The following is a 20,910-nucleotide window of genomic DNA, read 5'->3' on the forward strand; positions in this document are numbered from 1 at the left end:
CCGACCTACAACGAACACGCCGCAGCCTTCGCGGCGGCAGGCTGGGCGCGGTCTGCGGAAACCCGCCATGCCAAGGTGGTCGTCCACCCGAACAACCCCGACGGGCGGCTGTGGCAGGTCTCGGATCTGGCCGCCGACCACCGGATCATCGACGAAAGCTTTTGCGATGTGATGCCGGACCAGAGCCTGATCGCGCAGGCGGCCCGCGCGGGCACCATCGTTCTCAAGAGCTTCGGCAAGTTCTGGGGGCTGGCGGGGCTACGGCTGGGGTTTGCCATCGGTGACCCCGTGCTGATCGGTGCCTTGCGTGACATCCTCGGACCTTGGCAGGTATCGGGACCGGCGCTTGGCATCGGCGCTGCGGCACTGGCGGACACCGGATGGGCCGCCGAGACGCGCCTGCGGCTTGAAGCGGATGCCGCGCGGCTTGACGGGCTGATGACCGGCAAGGGTGCGATGCTGGTCGGTGGGACGGCACTCTTTCGGCTTTATGAGGTGGACACTGCCGCCGCATGGCAAGACCGCCTTGCACGGCATCACATCTGGTCGCGCACCTTTCCCTATAATCCGCGCTGGCTGCGCCTTGGCCTGCCTGCACCGGATCAATGGGACCGGCTGGAAACTGCGCTGTGAGCCTCGTTCTCGGGATGATCCTCGATGCCGTCTTCGGCGAACCGCGCTGGATCTGGTCGCGGCTGCCGCATCCGGCGGTGCTGATGGGCAGAACGGTCGGATGGTGTGACCGGCAGTTCAATACCGGCGAGCAGAGGCAGCGGAACGGACTTCTTGTCATGGTCGGACTGGGGACCGGCGCGCTGATGCTTGGCTGGCTGATCACGCTTGTGCCGGGTGTCTGGCTGGATGTGATCGTGATCGCGGTGCTGCTGGCGCAGAAATCCCTTGTCGATCATGTGCAGGCTGTTGCGGATGCCCTGCGGCTGTCGGTCGGGGACGCCCGCCGCAGCGTTGCCATGATCGTGGGGCGTGATACGCGCGGCATGGACGGACCCGCCGTGGCCCGTGGCGCCATCGAAAGCGCCGCCGAGAACCTGTCGGACGGGGTCATCGCCCCGATCTTCTGGTGCGCCGTCGCGGGGCTGCCGGGGCTGCTGCTTTACAAGATCACCAATACCGCCGACAGCATGATCGGCTACCGGACACCGCGGCACGAGGCCTTCGGCTGGGCCGCCGCCCGTTTCGACGATCTGCTGAACCTGATCCCCGCGCGGCTGACGGCCCTGCTGATCTGGGCCGCAACCAAGTGCCCCGCGCCGAGCCCCATTCTTCGGGACGCGCCGCTGCACCGCTCGCCCAACGCGGGCTGGCCCGAGGCGGCGATGGCGCACGGACTTGGCATCGCGCTGAGCGGACCGCGCAGCTATGACGGCGAAATCCGTGACTACCCTTTCGTGAATGAGGAAGGCGCGCGCGACCTCGGCCCCGATCACATCGATGCCGCCGTCGCCACCCTCTGGAAGACATGGGCGATATCACTTGGCCTTGTGATGCTGCTGGCCTTTCTCTGACGGGTCGGCCATTTCCCGCACCGTTGCCCTGCAACACCTTTGCACCTGATACCGCCGCTGCTAGGCTACCCGCAAAACAGACCCGAGCGGAGATACCCCATGCGCACAACCCTTGCCCTGATGCTCTTTGCCAGCACTGCGACCGCCCAGACCTGCGGCGGCCCTGTCGGGGCATTCATCGACGGGGTCAAAGCCGAGGCGAGGGCGCAGGGCCTGCCTGACGCCACGATCGACGCCTTCTTTCGCGGGGCCGACATCGACCCCGCCGTGATCCGCGCCGACCGCGCACAAGGCGTGTTCCAGCGCGACTTCATCGACTTCTCGCGCCGCCTGATCAGCCAGAACCGCATCGACAACGGCGCCTTCTACGGCAACCGGTTCGACGCGACCTTCGACGAGATCCAGCGCCGCTTTGGTATCCCGCGCGGCGTGCTGCTGGCCTTCTGGGCGTTCGAGACCGACTACGGGCAGGTGCAGGGCAGCTTCAACACCCGCAACGCGCTGCTGACGCTTGCGCATGACTGCCGCCGCCCCGAGTTGTTCCGGCCGCAACTGCTGGCCGCGATCGAGCTTTACCGGCGCGGCGGTATGGACCCCGCGACCACGACCGGCGCATGGGCGGGCGAGATCGGACAGCTTCAGAAACTCCCGCGCGAGATCGTGGCCCAAGGGATGGATGGCGACGGCGACGGGATCGTCGATCTGAAGGGATCCGCCCCCGATGCGCTGATGACCGGCGCGAATGTGCTGTCGTCCCTTGGCTGGCGACCCAACGAACCTTGGTTGCAGGAAATCGTGGTGCCGCAAAACCTTGACTGGGCGCAGACGGGTCTGAACCACAAGGCCAGCGTGCAGGACTGGGCCAATCGCGGCGTGCGCGCGCGCACCGGATCGCTGGGGCCTGCGAACCTGCAAGCCTCGGTCCTGCTGCCGATGGGCCGCAACGGTCCGGCCTTCCTCGCCTATCCGAATTTCGAGGTCTATTTCGACTGGAACAAGAGCTTCGTCTATGTGACCACCGCCGCCTACTTCGCGACACGGCTGGAAGGCGCGCCGGTCTATGACGCAGGCAATCCCTCGCCCGCCCTGTCAGGGGAAGAGATGGTCGCCCTGCAACAGAAACTGACCGCGCGCGGACATGACGTTGGCGGGATCGACGGGATTCTAGGCGCGATGACACGAGAGGCGGTCCAGGCCGAACAAATCCGTCTTGGTCTGCCCGCAGACGCATGGCCGACAAGGGAACTGCTGAACCGACTTTAGGATTGGGCGCTCCACTGTCGTCATTATTGGCCCACTGGGCTCCGCCCGTTCGCGGCTCAGGCCACCAGCGCCTCGGCCTTTTTGAGGTCCACCGAGACAAGCTGCGATACGCCCTGCTCGCCCATGGTCACGCCGAACAGGCGGTCCATCCGGCTCATGGTGACGGCATGGTGGGTGATGATCAGGAAACGGGTCTCGGTCCGGCGGGTCATCTCGTCCAGAAGATCGCAGAAGCGGGTGACGTTGGCATCGTCCAAAGGTGCGTCCACCTCGTCCAGCACACAGATCGGGGCGGGGTTGGCAAGGAAGACCGCAAAGATCAGCGCAAGTGCGGTCAGCGTCTGTTCGCCGCCTGACAGCAGCGACAGGGTGCTCAGCTTCTTGCCGGGCGGCTGGCACATGATTTCCAGTCCAGCCTCGAGCGGGTCGTCGGATTCCACCAGCACCAGCTTGGCCTCACCCCCGCCGAAAAGATGGGTGAAGAGCAGGCCGAAATTCTCGTTCACCTGTTCGAAGGCGGTCAGCAGACGTTCGCGGCCTTCACGGTTCAGGCTGGCGATACCGGACCGCAGCGCGGCAATCGCGGCTTCCAGATCGGCCTTTTCGCTGACCAGATTGTCATGCTCGACCTGCACCTCCTTGGCGTCTTCCTCGGCCCGTAGGTTCACCGCACCAAGTGCGTCGCGCTGGCGCTTGAGGGCGTTGACCTCGGCCTCGACCTTTTCGGCAGCGGGCATCTGGTCGACATCCATGCCCAGTGCCTCAAGCAATTGCGCCGGTGTGACCTCTTGCGCTTCCATGATGCGTTCTTCGGCATAGGCGACCGTTTCGCGGGCGGCATCGGCGCGGGCTTCGGCACGGGCGCGGGCCTCGCGCGCTTCCGAGGCCAGACGTTCGGCCTCGCGTTCGGCATGGCCCGCCTCGCGCAAGGCGCCATCCGCCGCGGCCAGTTTGTCGGCAGATGCCTTGCGGCGCGCCTCGGCCGCGTCGATCGCATCGGCGAGTTCCGCGCGCTTGGCGGCGATCTCGGTGGGGGCGGCATTGGCCTCGCGCAGTTGCGCCTCGGAGGCGTCCTTGCGGTCTGCCAGTTCGGCGGTGCGCTTGTTTGCGGTTTCCAGCCGGTGCTTCCAGCCGCTGATTTCCTTGGTGATCTCTTGTGACCGCTTCAGCCGTGTCTCGCCTTCGCGGCGAATCTCATCAAAGGCCGAGCGGCGCGACATCATCGTGATCCGCGCGGCCTCGACCGTCATCTTGACGTCCTCGACCGAGGCGCGGGCGGTCGCAAGATCGCCCAGTTCGGCGACCGCTTTCTCGGCCTCTGCCAGCGAGGTGCGGGCCGCCATCGCCTCTTCTTCATGGCGTTTCACGGCCAGTCCAAGGCTTTCAAGCCGCCCTTGCGACAGGTTCCGGTCCGCCTCGGCGCGGCTTGCGGCACGATTGGCATCGGCGACCGCGCGGTCGGCATTGCGGCGCGCCTCGCGGGCGGCGTGGTCAGCCTCGGTCTGGGTGCGCAGAAGCTGGGTCAGCGTCTCATGCGCCTGCGCCGCCCCGAGGGCCGTCGCGTTCAATTCTTCCAGATCGCGCTTCAGCTCGGTCAACCGGTTGAGTTGTTGCAGCCGCAGCGCCGCCGCCGACGGCGCATCCTCGGCCCCCGCGCGGAAACCGTCCCACCGCCACAGATCGCCCTCGATCGAGACCAGACGCTGCCCCGGCTTCAGCTTTGCCTGCAAGGCTGGCCCATCGGCCGCGGCGACCAGACCCACCTGCCCCATCCGCCGCACCAGCACCGGCGGCACCGACACGAAATTGGTCAGCGCCTTGACGCCATCGGGAAGGGTCTGGGCCTGGGCATAGGCCGGCAGGGCGACCCAGCCGGAAGGCCCGTCACCCGAGACCTCGGGCGCGCGCAGATCATCGGCAAGGGCCGCACCCAGCGCCTTTTCGTAGCCCGCTTCAACGCGCAGCAGGTCAAGCACCTGCCCCCCTTCGGCGGTATCGCGTTCGACAAGTTTGGCCAAGGCCGCGACTTCGGCACGCAGGGCGTTCGCCTCGCCCTCGGCTTGCGACCGCATCGCGCGGGCGTCGCTTTCGCGGGCCTGTGTATCGGCGCGGGCGGCTTCAGCGGCGACAAGGGCGGCATCGGCCCTTGCGGCTGCGGCGACGGCGGCTTTCTCGGCCTCGCCCGCCGCGGCAAAGTCGGCTTCGGCCTTTGCAAGGGCTGCTGCGGCCTCTTTCACGGCGGCCTTGGCCTTGGCGGCCTCTTGCTCGCTTTTGGTCAGCGTGGTGCGATTGTCGTCCAGCAGACGCTGCGCGGACTGGTGACGGGCGGCAAGGCGGGCCACATCCTCGGTCAGTTGCGCCAGATCGGTCTCGCGCTGTTGCAGCACGCCTGCGGCCTCGCGCGCCTCGGCCTGTGCCGCATCAAGCCGCGCTTCGTGCCCTTGCCCCGCCTTGGCAATCTCGCGCGCTTCCCATTCGAGCCGTTCGATCGTCTCGCCCGCATCGCGGTTCAGCCCGCTTTCGCGTTCCATGTCGCGGGTCAGTTGGTCGATCCGCCCGGTCAGCGTGTCGATCATGTCGCGGGCGCGCTGTTCCTGATCCGACAGGGTGTCGCGCTGGACCTGAAGGCGTTGCAGGACGGCGGCTGCAATCGCCTCTTCCTCGCGCAGGGGGGGCAGGGCATCCTCGGCCCTGGTGCGGGCCTTGGCGGCCTCGCGCGCTGCGGTCTCGGCCTTGGCCGCATCGGTCGTCCGCTCGCGCAATTGCGCGCTGGCCGCCATCAATGCCTCGTCCGCCTCTTTCCAGCGGCGATAAAGCAACATCCCCTCGGCCTGACGCAGTTTCTCGCCGATCTCGCGATAGCGCGCTGCCTGACGAGCCTGACGGGCAAGCTGGGTCAACTGGTTGGCTAGTTGCTCGATCACATCGTCGACGCGGGTCAGGTTGCCTTCGGCACCCTTCAGCTTCAACTCGGCCTCGTGCCGCCGCTGGTAGAGACCGGAAATCCCCGCCGCCTCTTCCAGAACACGGCGGCGCGACTTGGGCTTGGCGTTGATCAGTTCCGAAATCTGGCCCTGCCGCACAAGCGCGGGCGAATGCGCGCCGGTCGAGGCATCGGCGAACAGCATCTGCACATCGCGCGCCCGCACATCCTTGCTGCCGACCTTGTAGGCCGAGCCCGCATCGCGGGTGATCCGGCGGATGATCTCGAGCTGGTCGCTGTCGTTGAAGGCGGCGGGGGCCAACCGCTCGCCATTGTCGATGATCAGCGCGACCTCGGCAAAGTTGCGGGCGGGGCGCGTGGCGGCACCGGCGAAGATCACGTCTTCCATGCCGCCGCCCCGCATCGCGGTCGGGCGGTTTTCGCCCATGACCCAGCGCAAGGCTTCCAGCAGGTTGGACTTGCCGCAGCCGTTCGGGCCGACAACACCGGTCAGCCCGTCCGCGATGATCAAATCGGTCGGGTCCACGAAGCTTTTGAAGCCGTTCAGTCGAAGTTTGCTAAAGCGCAATGATTCGTCGCCCGTTGATTCCGGTCAGGACCCAAGCATCGCCCCCCGCCAAGCCACGAGTCAACGCCGGAACCGCAGGATGTGCGACACTTCGCCTGCTTATCCACAAGATATTGGGATTTTCGCACGAATTGCCGCCCCAGGTCGCGTCTCTGCCCCGAAACAGGGAAACAGTCCGACAGGGAGGTGTCGCGAATAGCGGACCCATGGTCGCGCCGGGGCCAGCCTGCGCGCAGTCGCCCCTTGCATCATGGCGACCACGCCGCCAAAACATGAGCGTTGCGACCGCCATTTTCCGGAGAGACCCATGCCCGCCAAAATTCCCGCCACCGTCGTCACCGGCTTTCTGGGTGCAGGCAAGACAACGCTGATCCGGCACATGCTGCAAAACGCCCAAGGCAAGCGGATCGCCCTGATCATCAACGAATTCGGTGATCTCGGCGTCGATGGCGACATCCTGAAAGGGTGCGGGGATGAGGTCTGTTCCGAAGATGATATCGTGGAACTGTCGAATGGCTGTATCTGCTGCACCGTTGCCGATGACTTCATCCCGACGATGGAGGCGCTGCTGGCGCGCGACGTCAAACCGGACCACATCGTGATCGAGACATCCGGCCTTGCCTTGCCGCAGCCCTTGGTGCGCGCCTTCAACTGGCCCGGTATTTCCACCAAGGTGACGGTCGACGGCGTCGTCACGGTCGTCGATGGCCGCGCGGTCCATGACGGCCAGTTCGCCCATAACGTCGCCGCCGTCGACGCCCAGCGCGCGATGGACGAGAACCTCGACCACGAAACGCCGCTGTCGGAACTCTTCGAGGACCAGATCGCTTGCGCTGACATGATCGTGGTGAACAAGACCGACCTTCTGGCGGCGGACGAGGCCGAGGCGCTGACCGGCAGGCTGAAGTCCGAGGCGCGCGCCGGCGTGCAGGTCGTGAAAGCCGCGATGGGCGCCCTGCCGGTCGATGTTCTTCTGGGACAGGGGATCGGTGCGGAAAGCGATCTGGAAGCGCGGCATGAAATCCACCACCATCACCACCATGATGACGAAGACGACGATCACCACGACCACGCGCATGAACACGGCCACGACGAATTCGAAAGTTTCGTCGTCACACGCGGCGAGGTGACGGATGCCAAGGCTTTCGCCGAACAGGTCGCCGATGTGATCCGCGCCCATGACATCCTGCGCCTGAAAGGTTTCGTCGCAGTTGCAGGCAAGCCGATGCGCCTGACGCTGCAGGCAGTCGGGCCGCGCGTGGATACCTATTTCGACCAGCCGTTCGGCGCCACCCCGCGCCAGACCCGTCTGGTCGTGATCGGCGAGGCCGGTCTCGATCGCGCAGGCATTACCGACGCCTTGCTGCGCTGACAAAGCCGATGCAGATCGAACGCACCTCGCCGCTGGACCCCAAGGCGCTGATCCTGATCGAAGGCTCCGAGCGCGAGCAGGCGGCGCTCTATCCGCCCGAGGTCCGGTTCGCCTTTTCACCGCAGCAACTGGTTGACGGGGATGTGCGGTTCTTCGTCGGATGTGACGGCGAAACCCCGGCCACTTGCGGCGGCTACGGAAACTACGGGACTTACGGCGAACTCAAGCGGATCTACGTGGCACCGGGCTATCGCGGCGCAGGATGGGCTGATGCCCTGATTGCCGCCTGCGAAGACCATGCCCGGGCCGAGGGGTTGGCCATGATGCGGCTTGAGACAGGTCTGGCGTCACCAGCGGCGATCAGGCTTTATGCACGGCTCGGTTACGATGACCGTGGCCCCTTTGCCGACTACGTCGAAAACGGCTCTTCGGTTTTCATGGAGAAGCGGCTTTGACGCTACTTCGGTTTCTTTGCCTCGGCCGCCGCTTTCAGGCGGGCCAGCAGTTCGGCCTTGTCGGGGCGTTGTCCGAACGGCTTTTTGCTACTGCCGTGGATGTTGTGTTCGGTATGTTTCGGGGCGTTCTTGCCCTTTTTCGGCGCACCGGCGGCGTTGTAGTCCATGATGGAACCCTCTTGTTTGCACGCGCCCTAGCACAGCGGAACCCCTGATGCACCTGCTTGCTGCAACCCCCGGTGCGATTTCCGACGGGACCGAGCCTGTCGATCTGGGTCAGACCCCCGCCGATGTCGTCTTCATTTCCGCCGCCGATACCGAACTTGCGGCGCTGTCCGAGGCACGCTCGGACATGGTGGACCCACCAACCCTGCGGCTGGCCAACATGATGCATCAGACGCACCCGATGTCGGTCGATCTGCATCTCGACGACTGCGCCACCAAATCGCGCCTTGTCATCGCCCGTATCCTTGGCGGGGCGGGCTATTGGAAATACGGGCTGATCCAATACGCCGCGCGACTGCGAGAGGCGGGTGTGCCATTCGTAGCCCTGCCGGGCGATGACAAGCCCGACCCCGAGTTGCGTGAACTCTCGACTGTCGGCGCGGGGGATTACGACGCGCTCTGGGCCTATCTGGTCGAGGGCGGGCCGCAGAACAGCACCGGCTTTCTGACCTATGCCAAGGCGATGCTGACAGGTGCGGAAAAGCCTGCCGCCGCCAGCCCCCTGCTGCGCGCAGGCGTCTATTGGCCGGGTGCGGGCATCGCCGACCTCGGCGCGGCTGAGGCCGAATGGACGACGGGTGCGCCGATCGTGCCGATCGTCTTTTATCGCGCGTTGGTGCAGGGCGGCGGGCTGAACCCGATCAACCGCCTGACCCGCAGCCTGCTGCGCGCTGGCCTGAACCCGCTGCCCGTCTTTGTCGCCAGCCTGAAAGACCCTGTCAGCACCGCGACCCTTGCCCACCTCTTCGGCGCGGCCCCGCCGGATGTGATCCTCAACTGCACCGCCTTCGCCGTGGGCAGCCCGCATGACGGCGACGACAGCCCCGAGAACCCGCTTCTGGTCAACGACGCGCCGATCTTTCAGGTGATCCTCTCGGCAGGGTCCGAGGCATCGTGGGCCGAGGGTCTGCACGGTCTGTCCGCCCGCGACATCGCGATGAACGTGGCCCTGCCAGAGGTGGACGGGCGTATCCTGTCGCGCGCGGTCAGCTTCAAGGGCGAGGCCTTCTTTGACGCGGCCACCGAATGCCCCATCGCCACCTATCAGGCGCGCGGCGACCGGATCGATTTTGTTACGCGACTGACCAAGGGCTGGGCCGATCTGCGGCGCACCGCTGCCGCCGACAAGAAAACCGCCCTGATCCTTGCCAACTACCCCAACAAGGACGGGCGGCTGGCCAATGGCGTCGGCCTTGATACGCCTGCGGGCACGATGCATGTGCTGAACCTTCTGCAGGACGCGGGGCACAGGGTCACCCCACCCGCCGACAGCGCCGCCCTGATGGCGCGGATCATGGCAGGCCCCACCAACTGGCTGACCGACCGTGCCGAAAAAGAGGGCGGCGAGGTGCTGCCCCTCGACGTCTACAACCGGCATTTCAACGCTTTGCCTTGGGACCTGAAAGATCGGATCACCGCGCGCTGGGGGCAACCGGACGACGACCCCTTCATTCTGGCGAAGGGTGCGCTGACCGGGTTCGCCCTGTCGATCCACCGCTTCGGCACTGCCGTCGTCGGGCTGCAACCGGCGCGCGGTTACAACATCGATCCGACCGACACCTACCATTCCCCCGACCTTGTCCCGCCGCACAGCTACCTCGCCTTCTACTTCTGGCTGCGGCACCATTGGGGCGCGGATGCGATCGTGCATATGGGCAAACACGGCAACCTCGAATGGCTGCCGGGCAAGGCCGTCGCCCTGTCCGAGACCTGCTGGCCCGAGGCGATCCTTGGCCCGACCCCGCATATCTACCCTTTCATCGTCAACGATCCCGGCGAAGGCACGCAAGCCAAGCGCCGCGCAAGCGCCGTGATCATCGACCACCTGACCCCGCCGCTGACCCGTGCCGAAAGCTATGGCCCCCTGCGCGATCTGGAAGCGCTGGTGGACGAATACTACGAGGCCGCAGGCGTCGACCCGCGCCGCATCGCGCATCTGCGCAAGGACATTCTCTCGCTCTCGGATGTTACCGGACTTGCCAAGGACGCGGGTTTCACCGGTGATCAGGAAACCGATCTGGGCAAGCTGGACGCTTACTTGTGCGAGTTGAAGGAAGCGCAGATCAGGGACGGGCTGCATGTCTTCGGGCAGTCGCCGGAAGGTATGCAGGAACGCGACCTTGCCATCGCGCTGGCCCGCGTGCCGCGCGGCGATGGCAAGGGCCGCGATGCCTCGCTTCTGCGGGCGCTGGCTGCCGATCTGGGGCTGGCCTTCGATCCGCTGGACTGCGATCTGGCGGCACCGGCGGCGAAAAAGCCCGAAGCTCTTGCGGGGCAAGGCACGTGGCGCACGAATGGTGATACCGTCGAACGGCTCGAACTGATGTCCCAGCGGCTGCTCGACGGGCATGCCACGCCGCCCGGCCCCCGCGCGGCCGAGGTTCTGGCCGAAATCACCGACCGCATCCGCCCGATCATCGCAAGATGCGGCCCGGACGAAGGCGCAGGTATCCTGCGCGCGCTTGACGGCAAATTCGTCCCCCCCGCCCCCTCTGGTGCGCCGACGCGCGGGCGGCTGGACGTGCTGCCGACGGGGCGCAACTTCTATTCCGTCGACAGCCGCGCGGTGCCGACCCCGACCGCTTGGGCCCTGGGCTGGAAATCCGCCAACCTGCTGATCGAGAAACACCTGCAGGACCACGGCGACTGGCCGCGCACGATGCTGGTGACCGCATGGGGCACGGCCAATATGCGCACAGGCGGTGACGATATCGCGCAGGCGCTGGCCCTGATGGGGGTCAAGCCCACATGGGACAGCGCCAACCGCCGCGTGACGGGGTTCGAGGTGCTGCCCCAATCCGTGCTTGGCCGTCCGCGCGTGGACGTGACCTTGCGCATCTCGGGCTTCTTCCGCGATGCCTTCCCGCAACTGATCGCGCTGGTCGATTCAGCCGCCCGCGCCGTGCAGGCGCTGGACGAACCCGCAGACCTCAACCCCGCCGCCGCCCACACCAAGGCAGGCGAGGACCAGACCCGCGTTTTCGGCTCCAAGCCGGGGGCCTATGGCGCGGGCCTGCAGGCGCTGATCGACGAACGCATCTGGGCCGAGAAATCCGATTTCGCCGAGGCCTATCTGGAATGGGGCTCTTACGCCTATGGATCGGGCGCCGCGGGACGCCGCGACCGCGCGGCTTTCGAGGCGCGCCTGTCCCAGACCGAGGCCATCGTCCAGAACCAGGACAACCGCGAACATGACGTGCTGGATAGCGACGACTACTACCAGTTCGAAGGCGGGGCCGCTGCCGCTGTCAGCACCCTGCAGGGCCGGGACCGCCCGATCTACCACAACGATCATTCCCGCCCCGAACGTCCCGTCATCCGATCACTGGAAGATGAAATCGGCCGCGTTGTCCGGTCCCGCGTGGTGAACCCCAAATGGATCGCGGGCGTCAAACGTCACGGCTACAAGGGCGCTTTCGAGATCGCGGCCACGGTGGATTACCTCTTTGCCTTTGCCGCCACGACGGGGGCCGTGCGCAACCACCACTTCGATCTGGTCGAAGAAGCCTTTCTTGCGGATCAGGACACCCGCGATTTTATTGCCGAAGCCAATGCCCCCGCCTTGCGGGAAATCGCTCAGCGCCTGCAGGAGGCGATCGACCGCAAGCTCTGGCAGCCGAAATCGAACTCGGCCCGTGCGCGGATTGCGGGATTGCTCTAGGGTTGCAACGACAGACGAGGGAAAGGGATGATCATGACCGAAGACACCGACCGCCACGCGATGAAGATGGCCAAAAAGAAGGCCGCCCGCGACAAGATCATGGCCACCAAGACCGACAAGAAGGGTCTGATCATCGTCCACACCGGCAAGGGCAAGGGCAAATCCTCGGCCGCTTTCGGGATGATCTTCCGCTGCATCGCGCATGACATGAAATGTGCCGTCGTGCAGTTCATCAAGGGGGGCATGTCCACGGGCGAGCGTGATCTGATCCTGTCGAGGTTCAGCGATACTTGCGCATTCCACACCATGGGCGAAGGGTTCACCTGGGAAACGCAGGACAAGTCCCGCGATACCGAGATGGCACAGGCCGCCTGGGCCAAGGCGAAAGAGCTGATCCTCGATGAAAGCAACCATATGGTGCTGCTGGACGAGATCAACATCGCGATCCGCTATGATTATGTGGATATCGCCGAGGTTGTGGGCTTCCTGCGCGACCACAAGCCCGAGATGACACATGTTGTCCTGACAGGCCGGAACGCCCACGACGACCTGATCGAGATCGCCGATCTGGTCACGGAAATGGAACTGGTCAAACACCCCTTCCGGTCGGGCATCAAGGCGCAGATCGGGGTCGAGTATTGATCGCGGACCGCCTTGTCCAGGAACAGGCACCGGATCCCAAGCTGCACATCGACCCGGCCGACTGTTTGGCCAGCGGCACCCAGCGCGAGGTCTACCGTCACCCGGATGATCCGACACGCCTGATCAAGTTGCTGCGCAAGATGCCCGAAGCACAGGGCCGATCACGCATGGCCACAACAGGAGAGCGCCTTTTCCCCAATCTGCGCCGCCGCTGGGTGCGCAAGGAATATCAGGAATACCTGCGCATGATGCTGCGTCCCGACTCGGACAAGATCCGTCCCCCGATCACACATATGTATGGCTTTGTCGCCACCACCCTCGGCCTTGGCTGCCTGTGCGATGCCGTGCTTGACGGTCATGGCAATCTTGGATCGACGCTGGAGAAAAAGACGGGTGACGGGTCGCTGACAGCGACGGACCTGGGACTTTTCAATGACACCATCCGACGACTCTATCTTTACGATGTGCGCGTCGGTGACATGACGGCCCGCAATTTTGTCTTCGGTCAGCGGGTGATCGGCGGCCACAAGGGGCCGCGCGAATGCGTGCTTGTTGACGGCTTCGGCGATATCCATGCCATTCCCATCCGTTCTTGGGGCCGGATGTTCAATCGGCTCGGTCTCGATGACAGTTGCAAACGACTGGCCCGCAAGACCGGACTGCAGTGGTCATCGGACACCAAGCTGTTCTACCGTGCAAGGTAGAGGAGGCTACGATGCGCAAAATCCCGTCCTCACTGAATGCGGCCCTGGCACCAGACCGTGCAGCCAGGCCGGGGCCGCAGAGCGATGCGAGACTGATATGGAACTGACCCAAGCCCACCGCGATGCCCTGCACGAGATCCTGCGTTGGCGGCGGGATGTGCGGCATTTCCTGCCCGACCCGATCGACAGTGCGGTTCTGGACCGCCTGCGCGCGGCGATGGATCTGGCCCCCTCTGTCGGCAATGCGCGACCGTGGCGGGTGCTGAACGTGGTCTCGGCCGACAAACGCGCGGCGGTCACCGCCAATTTCGAGGCGGCGAACGCTGCGGCCGCAACGCCTTACAAGGGCGACAGGCGCACGGCCTATAACGCCCTGAAGCTGGCAGGGCTACGCGATGCCCCCGTGCATCTTGCGATTTTCACCGAGACCGATCCCGCAGCGGGACACGGGCTGGGGCGCCAGACGATGCCTGAGATGTTGGCCTATTCCACCGTGGCCGCGATCCACACGCTCTGGCTTGCGGCACGGGCGGAGAACCTCGGGATGGGGTGGGTGTCGATCCTTGATCCTGTGGGGATCTGCAAGACGCTCGACGTGCCGGAAAGCTGGTCGCTGACGGGCTATTTCTGTCTGGGCAAGGCGGCATCGGATGACGACACGCCGCTGTTGCATCGCAACGCATGGCAGGAGAACAGTCCGACCGCGTGGCGAAATGTCTAACCCCCGCACAGACTTTCTAGAAAGTCTGTCGCAGGCACCCTGAAGAAATCATGAAGATGCGGCGTTGCGGACGGCAAACAGTGTCGCACCCGTCGAGAGCGCCTCTTCGTCAACCCGACATTCGATGACCGCCACAGTTCCCGAGGCATGCGCCCGCGCGAATGCGGCCGCGAAATCCTCGCTGCGCTCTACCAGCTCGCCATGACCGCCATAGGCGTCGGCAAAGGCGGCGAAGTCCGGATTGACCAAGGCGGTTCCTGACACGCGGGCCGGATAGTGCTTTTCCTGATGCATGCGGATGGTGCCATAGCGCCCGTTGTTCATCACCACGACAATCGGCTTGGCGCCGTGTTGCACGGCCGTCGACATCTCGTTGCAGGTCATCTGGAAACAACCGTCCCCCGCCAGACAGACGACCGTCCGGTCGGGATGTTCCAATGATGCGGAAATGGCGGCAGGAAAACCATAGCCCATCGAGCCCGAGGTCGGGGCAAGCTGGGTGCCATACTGCTTGTAGACGAAATAGCGGTGCAGCCATGCCGCATAGTTTCCTGCGCCATTCGTGACAATCGCATCTTTGGGCAGATTGTCGGACAACCACTTCACCACGACCTCCTGCTTGAGATCGCCGGGGCTTTCCTGCGGGGCAAGCCATGCCTCGTAGTCGGCGCGGGCTTCGGACGTCCATGTGCCCCAGTCTCCTGCCGGGGGGGTATTCGCCAGCTGGTCCAGTGCGACGGGGGCGGTCGCGACAATGCCGATGGAAGGGGCATAGACCCGCCCGATCTCGTCCGCATCCGCGTGGATATGCACGATCGTTTTCCGCGGATCGGCAGGGTCGACCAGCGTATAGGCCTGCGTCGCGATATCGCCGAAACGGGTTCCGATCAGCATCAGGAAATCCGCCTCGCGCATCCGTTTGGCAAGGCGCGGGTTCACCCCGACGTTCAGGTCACCGGCATAGCAGCGGTGCCGGTTGTCGATATAGTCCTGCCTGCGAAAGCTGACGGCGACCGGCACATTCTGGGTCTCGGCAAAGACCTGCAAATCGGCCTGCGCCTCGGGCGACCAATGCGGTCCGCCTGCGACGATCAGGGGACGTTCGGCCTGTGCCAGCGCGTGCATGACAGACTGGATCGTTGCGCCCGAAAGCTGGGCGGCGGGCAGGGAAGGGATTGCGATATCCGCGACATCCGCATCGGCGCTCAGCATGTTTTCGGGCAGGGCCAGCACCACGGGACCCGGGCGGCCCGACATGGCCACGCGGAAAGCGCGGGCGATGTATTCGGGCAACCGGTCGGTGTGGTCCACCTGCGCGACCCATTTCGCAAGACCGCCGAATACCGCCCTGTAATCAACCTCTTGAAAGGTCTCGCGGTCGGTGTGGCGGTTGTCGATCTGGCCGACGAAGAGGACCATCGGCGTGCTGTCCTGTCGCGCGATGTGGATACCCGCCGCCGCATTCGTGGCCCCCGGCCCGCGCGTGACGAAGCAAACGCCGGGTGTGCCGGTCATCTTGCCGTAAGCCTCGGCCATCATCGCAGCGCCGCCTTCCTGACGGCAGACGATGTTCGTGATGCCGCTGTCATAAAGACCGTCGAGTGCGGCGAGGAAGCTTTCGCCGGGGACGGAGAAGACCCGCTTTACGCCCAGTTTCACCAATTGGTCGCTGAGGATTTTGCCGCCGTGCCGGATCATCGCCGCCTCCCTTTTGCGGCTCACAATGTGCCAAGCACAGGCCCTGTGCAAGCGCGATGGTTGCAGTTTCGCAAGACAGCCCTAGGTCTGACGGAACAGCGGCAAAGGGAACAGACATGACCACACTTCTCGGGATATCCGGCTCTTTGCGCAAGGCATCCACGAATACCAAACTGATCCGCGCCGCGGCCGAGATCTTTGCGCCCGACACCTTTGTCGAGGCGGACCTCAACCTGCCTCTCTATGACGGGGACATAGAAACACAAGAGGGGATACCGCAGTCTGTTCAGAGACTTGCCGATCAGATCGCAGCGGCGGATGCGGTGATCATCTCGACACCGGAATACAACAAGGCCCCGTCCGGCGTTCTGAAAAACGCGCTGGATTGGGTCAGCCGGACAAAGGGCGGGCCGTGGACTGGCAAGCCTGTCGCAATCATGTCGGCGGCGGCTGGACGTGCCGGGGGCGAGCGGTCGCAGTTCGCGTTGCGCCTGATGATGACGCCGTTCCGCCCCGACATCCTGCAAGGGCCAGAGATGATGCTGGCCAATTCCGGCAAGGCCTTCGACGAGACCGGCAAGCTGACCGACGACTTCGCCGTCAAACTTCTGACCGAGCTGATGGACGCGCTGAAAGCGCGCATATAGCCTGCCATACCTGTTCTGGCTGCCCGCCTCTGGATTTCGGTGTCACCGCACCCTAATTTCCACGGACGGGAAGTGCAGACAGGGGATCACATGGCACGTGGCGCGGGCGGCTCGGATGGCGGGACCAGCAGTTTTATCATCGGGCTGATCATGATGATCGGCGGGGGCTATCTGCTGCTGAACGGTATCGTCGTGCGCCCGGTCTTTGGGATAGGGTCACGGATGTTCGGCATCGGCGGCTTTCCTGTCACCACCGGCATGATCCTGATCCCCTTCATGTTCGGCGTCGGGATGATCTTCTACAACGCCCGCAGCTGGATCGGCTGGGCCCTCGCCGGTGGCGCGCTGGTCGCGCTGGTCTTCGGGGTGATCGCGAACACGACCCTGCAACTGGCCCGGATGAGCGCCTTCGATCTGCTGATCATCCTGATCCTGCTGGTCGGCGGATTGGGGCTGTTCCTGCGGTCGTTGAAGAAGGGTTAGCCAACCGCCTGGCAGCGGCTGCGCCGATCATGGCGCAGGAAAAAAGTGGGGCCTTCGCCCCCCTTTCATCAATAGCCCAGCGCGCAGCCGTCCTTGCGGTGATCGCTGCCTGCCTCCAGCACGCCACGGTCGTGGATCATGATCGCCTGAGACCCGCCGATGGCGATTTCGGGCGTGACGATCTTGTGTCCCTTCTCGGCCAAGGCGGCGCGGACAGTGTCGTCATACCCGCGTTCAATGCGCAGTTCGCCGTCGATCGCAAAGCTGCGCGGCGCATCCATCGCCGCTTGCGGCGAGAGGCCGAAGTCGGTGACGTTGCTGACAAAGCGCGCATGGCCCGTGGCCTGATAGGCCCCGCCCATGACACCGAACGGCATGTAGGGCTTACCGTCTTTCTTCAGCAGCCCGGGAATGATCGTATGCATCGGCCGCTTGCCCGCTGCGGCCTCGTTCGGGTGGCCCTCGGTCAGGGTGAAGCCCGCCCCACGGTTCTGGAAGAGGATGCCGAACCTGTCCGAGGCCAGACCCGATCCGAAGGAATGGAAGATCGAATAGATCAGCGACACGGACATCCGGTCCTTGTCGACCACGGTGATGTAGATCGTGTCCTTGTGCACCTCTTCCACCGGCAGGGCGGCGGGGGGCAGCACGCTGTCCATCCGGATCAGGCCGGCCAGCTTCGCGGCCGTCTCGGGGGCCATCATGTAATCGGCCCTGGTGGTGTGGTCCGCATCGGCAAGAAAGCGGTTGCGGGCGTCATAGGCAAGCTTGGTCGCCTCGGCCTCGATATGCGCCCGCGCAGCACCCCATGGGTCCATCTGCGCGATGTCGAAATGCTTGAGGATATTGAGCAAGAGGATCGCCGTCGCGCCCTGCCCGTTCGGCGGATGCTCGTAAAGGTCGAGACCGCCGTAGCCGCCCATGATCGGGTCGGTATAGGTGCTGGCGTGACCCGCGAAATCGTCCAGCGTGTGGGTCCCGCCCGCGGCACGCAGCGAGTTCACCATATCCTCGGCCACCTCGCCTTCGTAGAAACCGGCGCGGCCGTCCATGGCGATGCGGCGCAGCACCTCGGCCTGTTTGGGGGCGGCGAAGATCTCGCCCTGCCGATAGGGGCGTCCATCCCTGAGGTAGAGATCGCGGGCGATGCCTTGCAGCCCGCCCTCTTCGTCCTTGTGCTCGGCCAGCGCCCAGTCGAAGGCGACGCGGGGGGCGACGGGGATCCCTGTTTCGGCATAGTGGATCGCCGGGGCGAGGATCGCCTTCATGCCCAGTTTGCCCCAGTCCCTGGACAATGTGCAAAAGGCGTCGATGGCCCCGGGGACCGTGACGGGCGTGGCCCCGTAGACCGGCATCTTGGTCAGCCCCTGATCGCGTAGCATGGCCGCGTCGAAACCGGCAGGCGCACGGCCCGATCCGTTCATGCCGATCACGCGGTCCTCGCCGGGTGGGGTGAACAGCACAAAGCAATCGCCACCGATCCCCGTCATCTGCGGTTCGGCGATGCCCAGTAGCACCGCACCGGCAATCGCCGCGTCCATGGCGTTGCCGCCTGCTTCCAGCATCTGGACGGCGACTTTGGCCGCCAGCGGATGCGAGGTGGCGCAGATGCCGTTGCTGGCCAGAACCGGCGAGCGGCCAGGGAGATGATAATCGCGCATCGTATGGGTCCTCCTTGGTGGTCGCTGGCAATCTAAAGCCTCTGCCGTCCGCTGCAATGTCAATCGAAGGGCTTTCCCTTCAGGGGTCGCAGGCGTAGCCTTGGATCACGCAAGGGAGGGGGAGTCATGGCCGAAGTCTTTATCACAGGCGCCGCCCGCACACCGATGGGCGGATTTCAGGGGATCTTTTCGGAAGTGGATGCGCCGACGCTGGGCGGTGTGGCGATCAAGGCGGCATTGGACAAGGCCGGAAAACCGGCCGTGGACGAGGTGCTGATGGGCTGCGTTCTGCCTGCGGGGCAAGGTCAGGCACCGGCGCGGCAGGCCGGTTTCAAGGCGGGATTGGCCGAAGATGTGCCCGCGACCACGCTGAACAAGATGTGCGGATCGGGCATGAAGGCCGCGATGATCGCCTATGACCAGATCGCCTTGGGGGCGGCGCAGACCATCGTCGCAGGCGGCATGGAAAGCATGTCGAACGCGCCTTACCTTCTGCCCAAGATGCGCGGCGGGGCGCGGATCGGGCATCAGGCGGTGCAGGACAGCATGTTCCTTGACGGGCTGGAGGACGCCTATGACAAGGGCCGCCTGATGGGCACCTTTGCCGAGGACTGTGCCGGGGCCTATCAGTTCACCCGCGAGGCGCAGGATCAATACGCGATCGGGTCGCTCGACAATGCGCTGGCGGCGGAACGCAGCGGGGCCTTCCGCGATGAAATCGTGCCGGTGACGGTCCATTCCCGCAGCGGCGAGGACGTCATTTCCGTGGACGAACAGCCGGGCCGCGCACATCCCGAACGCATCCCGATGCTGAAGCCCGCCTTTAGGAAAGACGGGACGGTGACGGCCGCGAATGCCTCGAGCATTTCCGACGGGGCGGCAGCACTGGTCCTGTCGTCGGATGGCGGCAAGGCCCGCGCGCGCATCCTTGGCCACGCCACACATGCGCAGGCGCCCGGATGGTTCACGACCGCCCCCGTGGGTGCCACACGAAAGCTGCTTGACCGGATCGGGTGGAGCGTCGGCAGCGTGGATTTGTGGGAAGTGAACGAGGCTTTCGCGGTCGTGCCCATGGCCTTCATGAAGGACCTCGGCGTGCCGCGCGACAGCATCAACGTCAACGGCGGGGCCTGTGCCCTTGGCCATCCGATCGGCGCGTCAGGCGCGCGGATCATCGTGACGCTGCTGAATGCGCTGGAAAAGCGCGGCCTGAAACGCGGGGTGGCGGCGATCTGCATCGGGGGCGGCGAAGGCACGGCCGTTGCGATCGAGCGGCTCTGACATGGGCAAGACGATGTTCGGCATGGCGCTGATGGGTCACGGCGGGCCGGAGTGTCTGGCATGGCGGACGGACCTGCCCAAGCCGGTCCCGAAGGCGGGCGAGGTGCTGATCGCGGTCTCGGCGGCGGGGGTGAACAACACCGACATCAACCTGCGGGTCGGCTGGTATTCGAAAGGCGACAATGACGCCGCGGATGCAGGCTGGGCCGGCAATGCGCTGCGCTTTCCGCATATTCAGGGGATCGACGTCTGCGGGCATATCGTGGCAGTCGGCGCGGGTGTCGACCCCGTCCGCATCGGCGCGCGCGTGCTGGTCGAGCCTTGCCTGACCGAAGCGGGCGGGCAGATGCGCGACCCGCCGTGGTTTCTGGGGTCGGACTGCGACGGCGGCTTTGCGCAATTCTGCGTGGTGGCCGCACGGCATGCTCATGCCATCGACAGTGACCTGAGCGACCTCGAACTGGCCAGCTTCCCCTGCTCCTATGCGACGGCCGAGAACCTGCTGACCCGCGCGAACCTGCAAGCGGGCGAGACGGTGCTGGTCACCGGTGCATCGGGTGGTGTCGGCTCGGCGGCGGTGCAACTGGCCAAGGCGCGCGGGGCGCGGGTGATTGCCCTGACCACTGCGGCGAAGATGGATGATCTGCATGCGATTGGTGCCGACCGTTGCATCGACCGCAACGACGACCTGCTGGCGATGCTGGGCAAAGAGGCCGTCGACGTTGTCGTCGATCTGGTGGCAGGGTCCGGCTTTGCGGCCTTGCTCGAGGTCCTTAAACGCCACGGGCGCTATGCGACCTCGGGCGCGGTCGGCGGGCCGATTGTCGCGCTGGATGTGCGGACGCTCTACCTCAAGGACCTGAGCTTTTTCGGCGGAACGGTGCTGGAACCGCAGGTCTTCGGCAACCTGATCGGGCTGATCGAAGGCGGGGCGATCAAGCCGCTGGTTGCAGCCACCTATCCTTTGCGCGATATGGTCGCGGCACAGGCCGCCTTTGCAAGGAAATCCTATACCGGCAAGATCGTCCTCGAAGTGAAGCACCCGACCGGAGACTGACC

The 20,910-nt window shown here is 65.1% G+C and carries 17 protein-coding genes; 13 read left to right on the forward strand and 4 right to left on the reverse strand.

Going from position 1 to position 20,910, the window contains the following annotated elements; all coding sequences use genetic code 11:
* The 3 genes from V7N12_RS03275 to V7N12_RS03285 all read left to right on the forward strand — a co-directional run.
* A partial coding sequence (locus tag V7N12_RS03275) for an aminotransferase class I/II-fold pyridoxal phosphate-dependent enzyme (RefSeq protein WP_333712670.1) occupies nucleotides 1-633 on the forward strand: 633 nt, incomplete at its 5' end.
* On the forward strand, nucleotides 630-1,526 hold the full coding sequence (cbiB, locus tag V7N12_RS03280) for an adenosylcobinamide-phosphate synthase CbiB (RefSeq protein WP_333712671.1): 897 nt from the start codon (nucleotides 630-632) through the stop codon (nucleotides 1,524-1,526). The genes V7N12_RS03275 and cbiB, both read left to right, overlap by 4 nt.
* Before the next feature lie 99 nt (nucleotides 1,527-1,625).
* Complete coding sequence (locus V7N12_RS03285) at nucleotides 1,626-2,789, forward strand: lytic murein transglycosylase (RefSeq protein WP_333712672.1); 1,164 nt, start codon at nucleotides 1,626-1,628, stop codon at nucleotides 2,787-2,789.
* Between the two features lie 56 nt (nucleotides 2,790-2,845).
* Here V7N12_RS03285 and smc read toward each other — a convergent pair whose 3' ends face one another.
* Nucleotides 2,846-6,301, reverse strand: coding sequence for a chromosome segregation protein SMC (gene smc / locus V7N12_RS03290; RefSeq protein WP_333712673.1), 3,456 nt, complete (start codon nucleotides 6,299-6,301; stop codon nucleotides 2,846-2,848).
* 307 nt (nucleotides 6,302-6,608) lie between these two features.
* Here smc and cobW point away from each other — a divergent pair, with 307 nt between their 5' ends.
* Both cobW and V7N12_RS03300 read left to right on the forward strand, forming a co-directional pair.
* Nucleotides 6,609-7,673, forward strand: coding sequence for a cobalamin biosynthesis protein CobW (gene cobW / locus V7N12_RS03295; RefSeq protein WP_333712674.1), 1,065 nt, complete (start codon nucleotides 6,609-6,611; stop codon nucleotides 7,671-7,673).
* Between the two features lie 8 nt (nucleotides 7,674-7,681).
* Entirely contained in the window at nucleotides 7,682-8,128 is a 447-nt protein-coding gene (locus tag V7N12_RS03300; protein WP_333712675.1) for a GNAT family N-acetyltransferase, read from the forward strand.
* A 2-nt stretch (nucleotides 8,129-8,130) separates the two neighbouring features.
* Here the strand turns inward: V7N12_RS03300 and V7N12_RS03305 are convergent, their stop codons facing one another.
* A complete protein-coding gene (locus V7N12_RS03305; RefSeq protein ID WP_333712676.1) occupies nucleotides 8,131-8,295 on the reverse strand; it encodes a hypothetical protein in 165 nt (54 codons plus the stop codon).
* Between the two features lie 47 nt (nucleotides 8,296-8,342).
* On the opposite strand from V7N12_RS03305, the gene cobN reads away from it, so the two are divergent.
* The 4 genes from cobN (at nucleotide 8,343) to bluB (ending at nucleotide 14,081) form a co-directional block, all read left to right on the forward strand.
* Nucleotides 8,343-12,014, forward strand: coding sequence for a cobaltochelatase subunit CobN (gene cobN / locus V7N12_RS03310; protein WP_333712678.1), 3,672 nt, complete (start codon nucleotides 8,343-8,345; stop codon nucleotides 12,012-12,014).
* 33 nt (nucleotides 12,015-12,047) lie between these two features.
* Complete coding sequence (gene cobO / locus V7N12_RS03315) at nucleotides 12,048-12,656, forward strand: cob(I)yrinic acid a,c-diamide adenosyltransferase (RefSeq protein WP_333712679.1); 609 nt, start codon at nucleotides 12,048-12,050, stop codon at nucleotides 12,654-12,656.
* On the forward strand, nucleotides 12,653-13,360 hold the full coding sequence (locus tag V7N12_RS03320; protein WP_333712681.1) for a YrbL family protein: 708 nt from the start codon (nucleotides 12,653-12,655) through the stop codon (nucleotides 13,358-13,360). Before cobO ends, V7N12_RS03320 begins: the two co-directional genes overlap by 4 nt.
* A 97-nt stretch (nucleotides 13,361-13,457) precedes the next feature.
* Nucleotides 13,458-14,081, forward strand: coding sequence for a 5,6-dimethylbenzimidazole synthase (gene bluB / locus V7N12_RS03325; RefSeq protein ID WP_333712683.1), 624 nt, complete (start codon nucleotides 13,458-13,460; stop codon nucleotides 14,079-14,081).
* A gap of 48 nt (nucleotides 14,082-14,129) precedes the next feature.
* Here bluB and V7N12_RS03330 read toward each other — a convergent pair whose 3' ends face one another.
* On the reverse strand, nucleotides 14,130-15,779 hold the full coding sequence (locus tag V7N12_RS03330) for a thiamine pyrophosphate-binding protein (RefSeq protein ID WP_333712684.1): 1,650 nt from the start codon (nucleotides 15,777-15,779) through the stop codon (nucleotides 14,130-14,132).
* Nucleotides 15,780-15,895: 116 nt separating this feature from the next.
* On the opposite strand from V7N12_RS03330, the gene V7N12_RS03335 reads away from it, so the two are divergent.
* Nucleotides 15,896-16,426: an NADPH-dependent FMN reductase gene (locus V7N12_RS03335; protein ID WP_333712686.1), complete on the forward strand. Its 531-nt coding sequence runs from the start codon at nucleotides 15,896-15,898 to the stop codon at nucleotides 16,424-16,426.
* 90 nt (nucleotides 16,427-16,516) lie between these two features.
* Nucleotides 16,517-16,909, forward strand: a complete 393-nt coding sequence (locus V7N12_RS03340; protein ID WP_333712687.1) for a hypothetical protein — start codon at nucleotides 16,517-16,519, stop codon at nucleotides 16,907-16,909.
* Between the two features lie 68 nt (nucleotides 16,910-16,977).
* On the opposite strand, the gene V7N12_RS03345 is transcribed toward V7N12_RS03340, so the two are convergent.
* Complete coding sequence (locus V7N12_RS03345; protein WP_333712689.1) at nucleotides 16,978-18,570, reverse strand: gamma-glutamyltransferase family protein; 1,593 nt, start codon at nucleotides 18,568-18,570, stop codon at nucleotides 16,978-16,980.
* Between the two features lie 126 nt (nucleotides 18,571-18,696).
* Here V7N12_RS03345 and V7N12_RS03350 point away from each other — a divergent pair, with 126 nt between their 5' ends.
* Nucleotides 18,697-19,851 carry an acetyl-CoA C-acyltransferase gene (locus tag V7N12_RS03350; protein ID WP_333712690.1) on the forward strand — a complete coding sequence of 385 codons (1,155 nt, stop codon included), beginning with the start codon at nucleotides 18,697-18,699 and terminating at the stop codon, nucleotides 19,849-19,851.
* 1 nt (nucleotide 19,852) lies between these two features.
* A complete protein-coding gene (locus V7N12_RS03355; RefSeq protein ID WP_333712691.1) occupies nucleotides 19,853-20,908 on the forward strand; it encodes an alcohol dehydrogenase family protein in 1,056 nt (351 codons plus the stop codon).
* Nucleotides 20,909-20,910: the final 2 nt, after the last annotated feature.

This window comes from Yoonia sp. (genome assembly GCF_036770585.1).
In the GTDB taxonomy this organism is placed as follows: domain Bacteria; phylum Pseudomonadota; class Alphaproteobacteria; order Rhodobacterales; family Rhodobacteraceae; genus Yoonia.